We start from the raw sequence: 13,401 nt of genomic DNA, 5'->3' as shown, positions 1-13,401 counted from the left end.
CATCCCTTTTCAAGTAACCTGGTACAATAACAATCAATAATCGCTAATAAAATTAGAGAGTTTGTTCTCTCAAAAGAACTTTTTACTAAAAAAAGCTCTTTTGAAAGAAAAAACAGAAGACAATCACCCCCTACGTTTAAAGGCGATGATCGATTCTTCATGATTTTTAAGGTTTTTCTGGTACGTCAATTTCGCCAGAAACAATTTTTTCCTTCGCTTGTTCAACCGCAGTTTTTGCTTCATCCGATAAGTTGCCTTCTGTTAAGTCAACACCATCTTCTTTCAAGCCATACGCTTGATGTTCGCCACCAGGAAATTCACCGTCTAATGCTTTTTGAGCTAAATCATGAGCAACTGTGCCCACACCTTTTAAGGTAGAAGTTAGAGTGAAATTTTCTGTTTGCCCATCTTTTTGGTAGTCACCTTCACTTGACTGGTCACTATCTACTCCAATGACCCAAACCTTATCACTACCTGCTTCGTTACGTGCTTTAGCTTCTTGGAAAATCCCACTTCCAGTACCACCTGAGGCATGATAGATAACATCCGCGCCTTGACCATACATCCCTTGTGCAATTGAGCGTCCACGATCGGGTGCATCAAAATCACCAGCATATTGATTTTCAACAGTAATTTCTTTTCCTAAATCTTTTGCAGCTGCTTTTACGCCAGCATTGTAACCAGCCTCAAAACGACCGATTACTTCGCCTTTAATTCCACCAACAAAACCAACTTTATCTGTTTTTGTTGTATAGGCTGCTGCAACTCCTGCTAGATAGGCAGCTTCGTGATCTTTAAAGGTAACCGATGCTACATTAGGTAAGTCAATCACTTCATCAACCATGACAAAATTCGTCTCTGGATTCGCTGTTGCTTGCTCTTCAATCGCTGGTGCTAGACGGTAGCCAATTCCAAAAATAGTATTGAAACCAGCATTTAAGGCTTGATCAATATTTGGTACATAGTCTGCTTCATTGTTTGATTGGAAATATTGATAGCCATTATTTCCACGAGAAAAACCATTATCTTCTCCCCATGCTTCAAATCCTTCCCAAGCGGCTTGGTTAAATGAACGATCATCCACACCACCAGCATTCGTAATTAATGCGATTGTTGCTGCTGGTTTGTCTTTGTCCGCAGATGCTTCTGTTTTGTTATCACCACAAGCTCCTAATAACAAGCCACCGACTATTGCTAAAGCACTTAAACTAAATAATTTTGTTTTTCTCATTGTTTTGTATATCCCCCTGTAGACTTGAACATCAGTCATTCTTTGTTTTATAAAACAAAGAATGACTGAATGAATTTAAAATTAAGGTTTTTCTGGCACTTCAATTTCACCAGCAATAATTTGTTCTTTCGCTTTCTCAACAGCAGCTTTTGCTTCGTCAGATAATTGACCTTCTGTTAAGCCCACGCCATCTTCTTTCAAGCCATACACTTCATGTTCTCCACCAGGGAAGTTACCTTCAAGTGCTTTTTGCGCCAAGTCTTTTGATACTGATCCCACACCTTTTAATGTAGAAGTTAATGTAAAGTTCTCATCTTTTCCATCTTTTTTGTAATCACCATCAGCTGTTTGGTCACGGTCTACTCCGATTACCCAAACTTTTTCATCACCAGATTCGTTACGAGCTTTTGCTTCTTGGAAGACACCGTTTCCTGTACCACCTGACGCATGGAAGATAATATCTGCACCTTGTGCATACATCCCTTGTGCAATTGAACGACCTTTATCTGGCGCAGCAAAATCACCAGCATATTGGTTTTTCACTTCGACTTCTTTATTTAATTCTTTAGCAGCAGCTTCCACACCAGCATTAAAACCAGCTTCAAAACGGTCGATAACTTCCCCTTCAACACCACCAATAAAACCAACTGTTCCAGTTTCTGTTGTGTATGCAGCAGCGATTCCGGCTAAGTAAGAAGCTTCATGATCTTTAAATGTTGCTGAAGCAACGTTTGGTAAATCAATAACTTCATCGACAATAACAAAGTTTGTATCTGGGTTTAATTCTGCTTGTTCTTTAATCGCAGGTTGTAGTTTATAACCAATACCAAAAATTGTATTGAAACCAGCATTTAAGGCTTGGTCAATATTTGGTACATAATCAGATTCATTTGCAGATTGGAAATATTGGTAGCCATTCGCACCACGAGAGAAACCATTTTCATCGCCCCACTCTTTGAAACCTTCCCAAGCTGATTGGTTAAATGAACGGTCATCTACCCCACCTGTATCGGTAATTAACGCAATTGTAGCTGCGGGTTTGTCTCCTGAATTCCCTCCGTCAGACCCATCTGTACCTGCACTATTTCCTCCGTTACCACATGCACCTAACAACAAAGCGCTCGCCATTGCTACAGCACCAAAACTAAATAATTTTGCTTTTTTCATCTGTATAAAGCCCCCTACTAAAATAGTTTTATTTTCAACAGTCACTGACTGTTAATTCTTATAAATCTTTGTTCGTGAAAGAATACGGTAATAACTCTCCCACAGTTGTTTCTTTGGTTACACCATCATCACCGACCAACGTTACGGGCATATCCGATTGGCAAAACTCAGCAATTACTTGACGACAAGCGCCACATGGTGCAATTGGTTCTGGTGTATGTCCGGCTACCACTAAATGTTGAAATTCTCGTTCACCTTCAGAAATAGCTTTAAAAATTGCTGTCCGTTCCGCACAGTTGCTTAATCCATACGACGCATTTTCAATGTTTAGCCCTTGATAAACTTTCCCATCTTTTGTGACTAAGCAGGCACCCACTGGAAAGTGTGAATACGGTACATACGCTTTATCTAACGCATCGATGGCCGTTTGAATCCAATCTTCTTTTGCTTTCATTTGCCACCTCTTAATAGCCTGTGCCATTTGCTCCTGAAATAATTGCCACACTAGCACTTGTTCCCAGACGGCTTGCGCCCGCTTCTACCATTGCTAAGGCTTGCGCTTCGTTGTGGATACCGCCTGAAGCTTTGACACCCATTTCTGGTCCCACTGTTTCACGCATTAAACGAACATCATTCACATCCGCTCCACCAGTCGAAAAGCCGGTAGATGTTTTAACAAAATCTGCTCCTGCTGCTTTAGCTAATTCACAAGCTCTGACAATCTCTTCATCTGTTAAAAGACATGTTTCAAGAATAACTTTCACTAACGCACGATCTTTTGCAGCAGTAACTACGCCAGCAATATCATTTTGTACCGCTTCGTAATCTCCTGATTTTAATTGACCGACAGAGATAACCATATCGACTTCATCAGCGCCATTTTTAATCGCATCTTCTGTTTCAAAAACTTTGGTTGCGGTAGTCGATGCTCCTAATGGAAAGCCAATAACTGTGCAAACAGAAACAGGTTCGCCTTTTAATTCCTCTGCTGCTAATGAAACCCATACTGGATTCACACAAACAGAATAAAAATGATATTTTTTCGCTTCTTCAATAATGCGTAATACTTCTGATTTTGGAGTATCTGCTTTTAAGATAGTGTGGTCCATCATTCGGTTTAATTCCATCTTTTTACACGTCCTATTCTGTAATAATTTCATGAATTAACGGAGGTTCTTCTCCGGTTTCACCAATTTCAATATATTGCTCTAATAATGCTGTTACTTCTTCAATATCTTCGGTGTTACTATAAATTGTTAACAATGCTTCGCCTTCTTGAATTTCTTCGCCAACTTTTTTATGCAGTTTTAAACCAACCGCATAATCAATTGCATCTTCTTTTGTCCGACGACCAGCACCTAACATCATTGCTGCAATCCCTAACTCATTAGCAACTAATTTAGTGACTACCCCGGTTTTCTTCGCTGGGAAAGCAATTTCATATTTTGCTGTTAATAAACGTTCTGGTTTATCAATAACTGATACATCGCCACCTTGATTGTGAATCATCTCTTTGAATTTTTCTAACGCAGCACCAGAATCCAAAGCTTTTTCTAATAATTGACGAGCTTCTGCCAACGTTTCAGCTTTTTTCGCTAAAACAACCATTTGGCTTCCTAAGGCATAACACATTTCCACTAAATCTTCTGGACCTTTTCCTTGCAGCGTTTCGATTGCCTCAACTACTTCTAAACTATTACCAATGGCTTCTCCCAAAGGTTGTGACATATCAGAAATCACAGCCATCGTCTGACGATTGGCTAATTTTCCAATGCGAACCATTGTGTGTGCTAAGCGACGTGCGTCATCTAAGTTTTTCATAAAGGCACCATCACCAGTTGTTACATCTAAAACAATTGCGTCAGCACCTGCCGCAATCTTTTTACTCATAATCGAACTTGCAATTAACGGAATCGAATTTACTGTAGCAGTCACATCACGTAACGCATATAACTTCTTATCTGCAGGTGCTAAATTACCAGATTGTCCGATGACCGCCACTTGGCTTTCGTTGACGAGTTCAATAAATCGTTCTTCTGATAATTCAATTTGGAAACCTGGAATTGCTTCCAATTTATCCAAGGTGCCTCCTGTATAACCTAATCCACGTCCAGACATTTTTGCTACTGGCACGCCTACACTTGCAACAAGCGGTGCTAAGATTAACGTCGTAGTGTCTCCAACGCCACCTGTTGAATGTTTGTCCACTTTAATACCATCAATTGATGACAAGTCAATTACTTCACCGGAATTAGCCATGGCTAACGTCAATGCCGTAATCTCTTCATCCGTCATGTCCTCATAAAAAATCGCCATGAGCAAGGCACTCACTTGGTAGTCAGGTATTCGATTCTCGGTATATTCAGTCACAATATATTGAATCTCTTCTTCTGACAATGTGCCCCCATCGCGTTTTTTTTCTATCAAATCCACCATTCGCATAGACTTGAACCTCACTTCCTGCATCTCATCTATTATACAATACTTTTTCATCAGGTAAAACACTTTAGTAAACTGTTTTACTTGATACTAACATTTTTTGAAACCCTTTTCAAAAACAAGAATACATGACTACAAATGAATTGTCAAACGTAAACTTAAGCCTTTTCTTTTTCCTTTAGTTTACGCTTGAAATATCCTTCACGCTCTCACGAATTATTAATTTTGTATCAAAAATTTTATTAGGAATTCGTCTTTCTGGAAACTCAATTGCATCCACCAAGAATTTCGCTGCTGTAAACCCAATCTCAAAGGTTGGTTGCATCACAGTAGTTAACGGTGGTGTCGTGTATGCCGATAGCTTCAAACCATCGAAACCGACTACCGAAATATCGTCAGGCACCTTTTTTCCTTGTTCATAAATTGCTTGATAACAGCCAATCGCCATTGCATCATTGCCACAGAAAATGGCCGTGATATCTTTTGAACGTAGTAATTCCTTCGCGGCTAAGTAACCACCTGCAACCGTTAATTCGCCATCCACAACCCATTGACGTTTAAACATGATCTCAGCATCCTTCAACGCATGGCGATAACCATTATAACGTTCTTCTAACTGATAATAGCCCGTCTTTTCTTTCAATAAACCGATATTACGATGGCCTTGCGAAATCAAATAATTAACAGCTTGATACGCACCTTCGTATTCTTTTACAATCAAACGGCCAGCTTCACGTTGGTTAATTCCACGATCAATCAAAATCATGGGCATCTTATTATAAAAAGAATGTTGCACGCCAACTTCTTCTGGTAATTGATTTGGTGTTGCTAAGAGAATACCATCTACTGCGCGATGTGCTAATTGTTTTAACAGTTGTTGTTCCTTTTCCAAACTGTGATGCGAATTGCACAAAATTAGCATGTAGCCTAAGGGATTCATATAGCTTTCAGCGCCTTCTACAACTTTTGAAAAGAAAAAATCCGTGACATCAGGAACAATCATGCCTATCGTTTTGGAGTGACGTGTGATTAAATTCGAAGCAAAAAAATCTGGTTTGTATTGATGTTCATTCACAATATCTAAGACTTTTTTTCGCGTAGCGTCACTAAAGCGACTTCCTTTGTTATTCAAGATTTGTGAGACAGTGGTAACCGAAACACCCGCCATTTCTGCAATTTGTCGAATCGTTAGCTTCATGTTCTACTCCTTTCATTCATATTCTCAAGCTCAGTTTAGCAAAATTTTCAAAAAAAAACGACAATCAATTGCGATTGCCGTTATATTTTTTACTCTTCTTTCACACTTTGAATAATGTAATAACCTTTATCTTTTTTGATAATCGTAGCATTGCCAAAGGTATCTTCCATTTTCTTTTGTGCACTTGGCGCGCCTTGTTTCTTCTGAATCACAATTGTTAACGTTCCGCCCATATGCAAACGAGGATGGGCTTCGGTTAGAATTTCATGAACGACTTGTTTGCCCGCACGAATTGGTGGATTGCTTAAAATGGCAGCATATTTTTCATGATGTAATGTTTCATAGATATATGACGTATGAATGTCAACAGTCTCAATATGATTACGCGTTGCATTGCGTTGTGCTAACTCAACTGCCCGTTCATTTACGTCAACCATTTCAACTAGGCGTCCACTGGCATACGCCAAAGACAAGCCAATGGGTCCATAGCCACAGCCTAAATCTAAAATAGATCCCTCTGGCAATTCATCCCATTCAAATGCATCAATTAATACACGTGAACCATAGTCAACGGTATCTCTGGAAAAAACACCACTGTCCGTTACAAAATGAAATTTTTTTCCTTTTAATTCAAAATACCATTCTTCAAAATCATGTGCCGTATCTGGTTTTTGACTATAATAATGATTACTCATGTTTTCCCTCTTTTATCGTCTGTTTTCTTCCATCATACCGAAAAAATCTTTCTTGTAAACTATCTTTTCTTTTCTGCAAGAGAATTTTTTCTTTTTCATGACTTCTTCTGTAAGACCTTCTCTTTTTATGTTACACTATTTTCGAGTGATTGAAGGAGGTTTCTGATGAAGGAACAGATGAATTACTATCAAATTCCTCGTGAAGAATGGCAAGGTTTTTATACTAGAGAACATATGCCCTTAACGCAAGAAGAATTAGATAATATCAAAAGTTTAAATGACCGCATCTCCATGCAAGATGTAGAAGATGTTTATATTCCTTTATGCCACATGATTCATCTATATATGAAAGAATTTGAGTCGTTGACGTTAAGTAAGGGACTTTTTTTACATCGCTATGTCAAAGTTCCGCCATTTATTATTGGTATTGCTGGGAGCGTTGCGGTAGGAAAAAGCACGACCGCACGTTTGGTGCAAACATTATTAGCCCGTTTATTTCCACGACACAGCGTTCAATTAATCACAACAGATGGTTTCTTGTATCCTAATCGTATCTTGTCTGAACGTGGCTTGATGGAGCGCAAAGGGTTCCCTGAAAGTTATGATATGGAGCGTTTGATTCAATTTTTAAATAGTGTAAAATCGGGAGAAAATAATTTACAAATTCCCACTTACTCTCATCAAGTATATGATATTGTAGAGGGTGAATTTGAAACGATTTCGCAACCAGATATTCTGATTGTTGAAGGAATTAATGTCTTGCAGTTACCCGCAAATCAACAGATTTATGTCAGTGACTTCTTTGACTTTTCAATTTTTGTGGACGCTGCGCCAAAATTAATCGAAACGTGGTACTTAGAACGTTTCGAATCACTCTTAGACACTGCTTTTCAAGAACCAAATAATTATTATTACAAGTTCGCGATTGGTGACCGACAGGATGCTTTGAAAATGGCACAGTCGGTTTGGAAAAATGTCAATCTCAAAAACTTAACAGAATATATTTTACCGACGCGTAGTCGTGCCGATATCATTCTTCATAAAACCGCAAACCATCAGATTGACCAAGTCTTTTTAAGAAAATATTGAAAATCAATCCGTTGTTTTTGCAAATTTCATACGCCTCATTTATCATAAAGGCAGTTCATTTTAGTTTGAAAATTTATTTTTCATAAATCAAATAGAATAGAGGTAATTTATAGTGACAAACGTTGACAACTTGCCAAACGTTGAAAAGATTATCGTCTTGGATTACGGCAGTCAGTATAACCAACTGATTACACGTCGTATCCGCGAATTCGGTGTCTTTTCTGAATTATTGAGCCATCGTATCACTGCTGAAGAAGTGAAAGCAATCAATCCAAAAGGAATCATCTTATCAGGTGGACCAAATAGTGTCTACGACGAAGGTTCTTTTGGTATTGATGAAGAAATTTTTGAGTTAGGGATTCCAGTATTAGGTATTTGCTATGGAATGCAACTAATCACCTACAAATTAGGCGGTAAAGTTGAACCAGCAAAAAATAAAGAATACGGAAAAGCAGAATTAGAAATTATTGATGATGCTGCTCATTTATTCGCTAGCACTCCTGAAAAACAAACCGTTTGGATGAGTCATGGTGACTTAGTAACACAAGCACCTGCAGGCTTTGAAACAGTGGCAACAAGTAAAGATTGCCCAATCGCTTCAATCCAAAATAGCGAACGCCAAATGTACGGCGTGCAATTTCATCCAGAAGTCCGTCATTCTGAATACGGCAATGATTTACTAAAACACTTTGCATTAGATGTTTGTCAATGTACAGGCGACTGGAGCATGGAAAACTTCATCGATATGAAAATTGAAGAAATCCGTCAAACTGTTGGCGATAAAAAAGTATTGCTAGGTTTATCTGGCGGTGTTGATTCTTCTGTTGTGGGTGTATTACTTCAAAAAGCTATCGGCGACCAATTAACTTGTATCTTTGTTGACCACGGGTTATTGCGTAAAGGCGAAGCAGAACAAGTCATGGAAATGTTAGGTGGCAAATTTGGCTTAAACATCGTAAAAGTCGATGCACATGATCGTTTCTTATCAAAATTAGCTGGCGTTTCTGATCCAGAAGAAAAACGTAAAATCATTGGTAACGAATTTGTGTACGTCTTTGACGACGAAGCAACAAAAATTGCCAGCGACGGCAGTGTTGCTTTCTTAGCACAAGGTACGTTGTATACAGACATCATTGAATCTGGTACTGAAACAGCACAAACAATTAAATCTCACCATAATGTAGGTGGATTACCAGAAGACATGCAATTTGCTTTAATTGAACCTCTTGATACATTATTTAAAGACGAAGTTCGTGCATTAGGTACTGAATTAGGTATGCCAGACTCTATCGTATGGCGCCAACCATTCCCGGGTCCTGGTTTAGGTATCCGTGTATTGGGCGAAATCACGGAAGAAAAATTAGAAATCGTACGTGACTCGGACGCTATCTTGCGTGAAGAAATTGCCGCAGCCGGCTTAGACCGTGACATCTGGCAATACTTCACAGTCTTACCAGGTATCCGTTCAGTTGGTGTAATGGGCGATGGCCGTACCTACGACTACACAGTTGGTATCCGTGCCGTAACGTCAATCGATGGGATGACCGCTGACTTTGCTCGTGTCCCTTGGGATGTCTTGCAAAAAATCTCTGTCCGTATCGTAAACGAAGTCGCACACGTAAACCGCATCGTGTATGATATTACGAGCAAACCACCTTCAACAGTGGAGTGGGAATAATTCATAAACATAAATTGAACGATATATCTTACTTTAACAGCTTTTCAGTTAGTGTAAAAAGATAACTATCAATCAAAAATAAAATAGATTCCCGCAAAGAAAATTGTACCGACCCCCAAAAGTTAGACCAAAAATCTAACTTTTGGAGGTCGGTGTTTTTATGGCAAAATATCGTTTTGAATTTAAGTTGAAGGTTGTTCAAGAATATCTTGACAAGGAAGGTAGCTATTTATTTCTAACGAAGAAATATGGGCTAAAGGACACAAAGCAACTACGAACCTGGGTCAATTCTTACCAAGAATTTGGTGAAGAAGGGCTGCTTCGAAAAAGGCAAAATAATTCTTATCCTGTTCAATTAAAGCTAGATGCGATAAAGTTATATCAAACAAGTGAGTTGTCCTATCGAGAAATTGCCAATCAATTTGGGATAAACAATCCTGCGCTGATTGCCAACTGGATGCGGAAATTTCGGGATCAAGGAATCGATGGACTCTCAAATACGAAGGGACGGCTATCTACCTTGCCTAAAAAAGATCAGAATAAGGCTAAACCTGTTACTAATCCTACAGTTGAAGAACAAGATCGAATGAAAGTGCTCGAAAAACGCATTCGGACTCTCGAAATCGAGAATGCCTTTTTAAAAGAATTGAGGAAGCTGCGAAAACAGGAAGCCCAACAAAGACGAAGGAATCAATCGCACGAATCATCGACAGCCTCCGAGGATCATTCAAATTAGTGGAGCTTCTTGACACATTGAAATTTCCGAAAGCTACTTTTATGTATTGGCAAAAACGGTTTAACCGTATGAATCCTAACCAAGAAATCGAGGACGAAATGTTGGAGATTCGAAAAGACCATAAGGATTACGGATGCCTACGCATGACAGAAGAACTGAAGAAGCGTGGCTTCCTTGTTAATAAAAAGAAAATTCAAAGGCTGATTAAAAAGTTGGGCATCGAAGTGACGTCCTATACCCGCAAATCTCGACGCTATAATTCTTATCGAGGAAAAGTCGGCACAGTCGCTAAAAATCGCATTCATCGTCGTTTCTATACCAGTGTTTGTCATCAAAAAATTACCACTGATACAACTGAATTCAAATACTTTGAAATAGATATAGCTGGTGTCGTTCGTCAGAAAAAACTTTATTTAGATCCATTTATGGATTTGTACAACAGTGAAATTCTGTCTTATCGGGTTTCAAAGAAACCCAATGCGGTAGCCGTGATGGATGGATTAGAAGAAGCAATTCAGGTTACCAACGACTGCTCTGTTCGTAGAACCTTCCACTCAGATCAAGGTTGGGCTTACCAAATGAAGGCTTACCGTCATAAACTGAACCAACATAAAATCTTTCAAAGTATGTCTCGAAAAGGAAATTGTTTAGATAATTCGCCTATGGAAAACTTCTTTAGTATTTTGAAACAAGAAATCTTTCATGGAGAGATTTATCAGAGCTTCGATGAACTAAAAATAGCGATTGATCAGTATATTTACTATTACAATAATGAACGAATGAAAAAGAAGTTGAACTGGCAAAGCCCTGTTCAATTTCGAAAGGCAACACAACTCACTGCCTAACAAGCAAACAATAAATATGAAAAAAGGAGTGGATTTCTCCACTCCATAAAAGTCTAACTTTTTGGGGTCACTACAAATTCTTAGCGGGGATTTTTTTATTTTCTTTGTTTAATTGATTGGAATATTTTAGGCTTATAGGAGGTATAAGTATGGGAACACATACCATAATTACAGAAAGATTGATTTTAAGGAAATTTGAATTGAATGACGCTATTCAGATGTATAATAACTGGGCTTCAAATAAAAAAGTAACTCATTTCCTTACTTGGGAACCACATTCAAATATTGCTTCAGTCGAAAAAAGCATCTCCAAAAGATTGCTAAAATATTCTGATCCTAATTTTTTTGACTGGGGTATCGAACTTTCTGTTAGCAAGACATTGATTGGATCTATCACAGTTACACACTACAATAAAGAAGAAAATATCATGGAAATTGGGTATGTAATTGGTGAACAGTGGTGGTCTAACGGGTATACGACAGAAGCACTTACAGCAGTTGTTACATATCTATTTGAGAATACGGTTGTAAAAAAAATAGAAGGATTTCATGATCCAATGAATCCACAGTCTGGGCGAGTATTAAAAAAAAGTGGTTTCGAATATGAGGGAATTGTATACAAAGAATTTTCAGATAATTTAAACTGTAAAAAATGCCAGTATTCGATATATAAAAATATTTAAGCTCCAATACAAAGATTGGCTAACAACTTGCACTAGTAATTCATGTACTATGCAGTAGATTCTTGACCTCGTTATTTTTGAATGAATCTAAAGTTTTATCTTCATTCAAAAACTAATTATGGATTAAAAATGATGTTCTGATAATCCCCTAATAAGGGTGTTGTTCTTATCCTTAAAATAACAGAACCGATAGTCATATTATTTCTCTTTGAAATGGTTATTCATGATTTTGTCCTCCCATTAGCGCTAGTTTGGATGCCAATTATAGCGTAAAAAGAGAGACTGAGAAACTTTGTAACACAACCAAAAAACGTGATGTTCTATGGTGTTTTTTGAAATTTACAATAATTCAATCTGAGTTTCTGCATTTTCATTACTAAAGCCCTTCTGATTTCATTTATTCAAAGTCTATTTCATATCTGAGTAGCTCATTTATTCAGAATCTATTTGTGACAAATGCGATTATATTCTGATTTTTCACGCTTGCTTTTTCTTTTTATTTGTCAATTTTAAACGTATATCTTGTTTGATAATTTACTACTTCCTCTTTTTTCAACAAAGGTGTTTTAAATTGTGATTCATTGACTGCATTAGGGAAATATTGCGTTTCTAAACAAAGGCCTTCTCGGAAACGATAAACCGCTGCTTCTTTGCCTAAAGTATGTGACATAAAGTTGCCTGTGTAAAATTGGACTCCTGGTAGATTTGTCGTTGCTTCCATCACAATCCCACTTTGATCTCCTGTCAAGCGAGCAAAGTCTTTCGTAAGATTATCTAACACAAAATTATGATCGTATCCTTTCGCATAAACGAGTTGACTATATGCTTGATCAATCTCTTCTCCAATTGTTTTTTCTACTCTAAAGTCCATTGGGGTCTGTTCAACTGAAAGAATTTCACCTGTCGGAATTGCTTGGCTGTCTTTCATTGGTGTAAAGTGGCTCGCCTGTAACTGCAGACGATGATTTATAATTGTTCCGCTATTGTGTCCATTCAAATTAAAATAACTATGATTGGTTGGATTCAATATTGTATCCTTAGAAGAACTTCCTTGATACGTAATCACTATTGAATTTTCTGTTAATTGGTAGCTCACATCTAAAGTCAACTCCCCTGGATAGCCTTGATCGCCATCTGGACTAATCAGGCTAAATGTAATCTTATTATTGATTTCATCTACTGTTTTAACATCCCAAACTCTTAATTGATACCCAGCTTTTCCACTATGCAGATTGTTTTCTCCATCATTTTTAGCCAATTGATACATTACTCCATCTAATTCAAAACAAGCATTTGCAATTCGATTCGCATTGCGGCCAATCGTTGAACCTAAATACAAATCATCGTTTGCCTCATATCCTTCAACAGTATCAAAGCCTAAAACGACATCTCTCACTGTGCCTTCTTTATCTGGAACCCATAGATTGGTTAAGACGGCCCCGATATTACTAACGGTCATTTTTAATCCATTTTCATTTTCAAACGTATATAAAAAAACAGCTTCTCCTGTTTTTGTTACACCAAATTTTTCCTGATTCACTTGCTTTGTCCTCTTTTCTTTCAATTTAAAAGTAAAAAATCTAGGAGTACTTAGTTAAGTACTCCTATTTTTTATTTAATTACAACACTTTACTACCCTA

The 13,401-nt window shown here is 37.8% G+C and carries 13 protein-coding genes; 5 read left to right on the top strand and 8 right to left on the bottom strand.

Going from position 1 to position 13,401, the window contains the following annotated elements:
- Positions 1 to 166: 166 nt before the first annotated feature.
- The 7 genes from AC4BC7_RS13495 to AC4BC7_RS13465 form a co-directional block, all read right to left on the bottom strand.
- Positions 167 to 1,231 (bottom strand): BMP family lipoprotein, encoded by a 1,065-nt coding sequence (locus AC4BC7_RS13495; RefSeq protein ID WP_207942232.1) that lies wholly within the window; start codon positions 1,229 to 1,231, stop codon positions 167 to 169.
- A gap of 81 nt (positions 1,232 to 1,312) precedes the next feature.
- Positions 1,313 to 2,398, bottom strand: a complete 1,086-nt coding sequence (locus AC4BC7_RS13490) for a BMP family lipoprotein (protein ID WP_016176322.1) — start codon at positions 2,396 to 2,398, stop codon at positions 1,313 to 1,315.
- A gap of 58 nt (positions 2,399 to 2,456) precedes the next feature.
- Positions 2,457 to 2,852 (bottom strand): cytidine deaminase, encoded by a 396-nt coding sequence (locus tag AC4BC7_RS13485; RefSeq protein ID WP_207942233.1) that lies wholly within the window; start codon positions 2,850 to 2,852, stop codon positions 2,457 to 2,459.
- Between the two features lie 10 nt (positions 2,853 to 2,862).
- Positions 2,863 to 3,525, bottom strand: coding sequence for a deoxyribose-phosphate aldolase (deoC, locus tag AC4BC7_RS13480; RefSeq protein WP_207942234.1), 663 nt, complete (start codon positions 3,523 to 3,525; stop codon positions 2,863 to 2,865).
- Between the two features lie 13 nt (positions 3,526 to 3,538).
- Complete coding sequence (locus AC4BC7_RS13475) at positions 3,539 to 4,840, bottom strand: pyrimidine-nucleoside phosphorylase (RefSeq protein WP_207942235.1); 1,302 nt, start codon at positions 4,838 to 4,840, stop codon at positions 3,539 to 3,541.
- 175 nt (positions 4,841 to 5,015) lie between these two features.
- The gene (locus tag AC4BC7_RS13470) at positions 5,016 to 6,035 is read right to left on the bottom strand and encodes a LacI family DNA-binding transcriptional regulator (protein ID WP_490503093.1); all 1,020 of its coding nucleotides are present in this window, start codon (positions 6,033 to 6,035) and stop codon (positions 5,016 to 5,018) included.
- Between the two features lie 89 nt (positions 6,036 to 6,124).
- A complete protein-coding gene (locus AC4BC7_RS13465; protein ID WP_207942237.1) occupies positions 6,125 to 6,730 on the bottom strand; it encodes a class I SAM-dependent methyltransferase in 606 nt (201 codons plus the stop codon).
- 165 nt (positions 6,731 to 6,895) lie between these two features.
- Here AC4BC7_RS13465 and coaA point away from each other — a divergent pair, with 165 nt between their 5' ends.
- The 5 genes from coaA (at position 6,896) to AC4BC7_RS13440 (ending at position 11,761) form a co-directional block, all read left to right on the top strand.
- Positions 6,896 to 7,819, top strand: a complete 924-nt coding sequence (gene coaA / locus AC4BC7_RS13460; protein ID WP_207942238.1) for a type I pantothenate kinase — start codon at positions 6,896 to 6,898, stop codon at positions 7,817 to 7,819.
- A gap of 112 nt (positions 7,820 to 7,931) precedes the next feature.
- The gene (gene guaA, locus AC4BC7_RS13455; protein ID WP_207942239.1) at positions 7,932 to 9,497 is read left to right on the top strand and encodes a glutamine-hydrolyzing GMP synthase; all 1,566 of its coding nucleotides are present in this window, start codon (positions 7,932 to 7,934) and stop codon (positions 9,495 to 9,497) included.
- A gap of 160 nt (positions 9,498 to 9,657) precedes the next feature.
- A complete protein-coding gene (locus AC4BC7_RS13450) occupies positions 9,658 to 10,233 on the top strand; it encodes a transposase (protein ID WP_490503092.1) in 576 nt (191 codons plus the stop codon).
- The gene (locus AC4BC7_RS13445) at positions 10,143 to 11,078 is read left to right on the top strand and encodes an IS3 family transposase (RefSeq protein WP_490504418.1); all 936 of its coding nucleotides are present in this window, start codon (positions 10,143 to 10,145) and stop codon (positions 11,076 to 11,078) included. The genes AC4BC7_RS13450 and AC4BC7_RS13445 overlap by 91 nt, the downstream gene beginning before the upstream one ends.
- 149 nt (positions 11,079 to 11,227) lie before the next feature.
- A complete protein-coding gene (locus AC4BC7_RS13440) occupies positions 11,228 to 11,761 on the top strand; it encodes a GNAT family N-acetyltransferase (RefSeq protein ID WP_490503091.1) in 534 nt (177 codons plus the stop codon).
- Positions 11,762 to 12,257: 496 nt separating this feature from the next.
- Here the strand turns inward: AC4BC7_RS13440 and AC4BC7_RS13435 are convergent, their stop codons facing one another.
- The gene (locus tag AC4BC7_RS13435) at positions 12,258 to 13,301 is read right to left on the bottom strand and encodes an aldose epimerase family protein (protein ID WP_490503090.1); all 1,044 of its coding nucleotides are present in this window, start codon (positions 13,299 to 13,301) and stop codon (positions 12,258 to 12,260) included.
- Positions 13,302 to 13,401: the final 100 nt, after the last annotated feature.

The organism is Enterococcus sp. AMC1623 (assembly GCF_058216495.1).
This window is presented reverse-complemented; position numbering and strand designations above follow the sequence as displayed.

Bases quoted from the DNA above. Each gene is read 5' to 3' on its own strand.
- AC4BC7_RS13495 (WP_207942232.1), bottom strand. From the start codon at position 1,231: ATGAGAAAAACAAAATTATTTAGTTTAAGTGCTTTAGCAATAGTCGGT.
- AC4BC7_RS13490 (WP_016176322.1), bottom strand. From the start codon at position 2,398: ATGAAAAAAGCAAAATTATTTAGTTTTGGTGCTGTAGCAATGGCGAGC.
- AC4BC7_RS13485 (WP_207942233.1), bottom strand. From the start codon at position 2,852: ATGAAAGCAAAAGAAGATTGGATTCAAACGGCCATCGATGCGTTAGAT.
- deoC (WP_207942234.1), bottom strand. From the start codon at position 3,525: ATGGAATTAAACCGAATGATGGACCACACTATCTTAAAAGCAGATACT.
- AC4BC7_RS13475 (WP_207942235.1), bottom strand. From the start codon at position 4,840: ATGCGAATGGTGGATTTGATAGAAAAAAAACGCGATGGGGGCACATTG.
- AC4BC7_RS13470 (WP_490503093.1), bottom strand. From the start codon at position 6,035: ATGAAGCTAACGATTCGACAAATTGCAGAAATGGCGGGTGTTTCGGTT.
- AC4BC7_RS13465 (WP_207942237.1), bottom strand. From the start codon at position 6,730: ATGAGTAATCATTATTATAGTCAAAAACCAGATACGGCACATGATTTT.
- coaA (WP_207942238.1), top strand. From the start codon at position 6,896: ATGAAGGAACAGATGAATTACTATCAAATTCCTCGTGAAGAATGGCAA.
- AC4BC7_RS13450 (WP_490503092.1), top strand. From the start codon at position 9,658: ATGGCAAAATATCGTTTTGAATTTAAGTTGAAGGTTGTTCAAGAATAT.
- AC4BC7_RS13440 (WP_490503091.1), top strand. From the start codon at position 11,228: ATGGGAACACATACCATAATTACAGAAAGATTGATTTTAAGGAAATTT.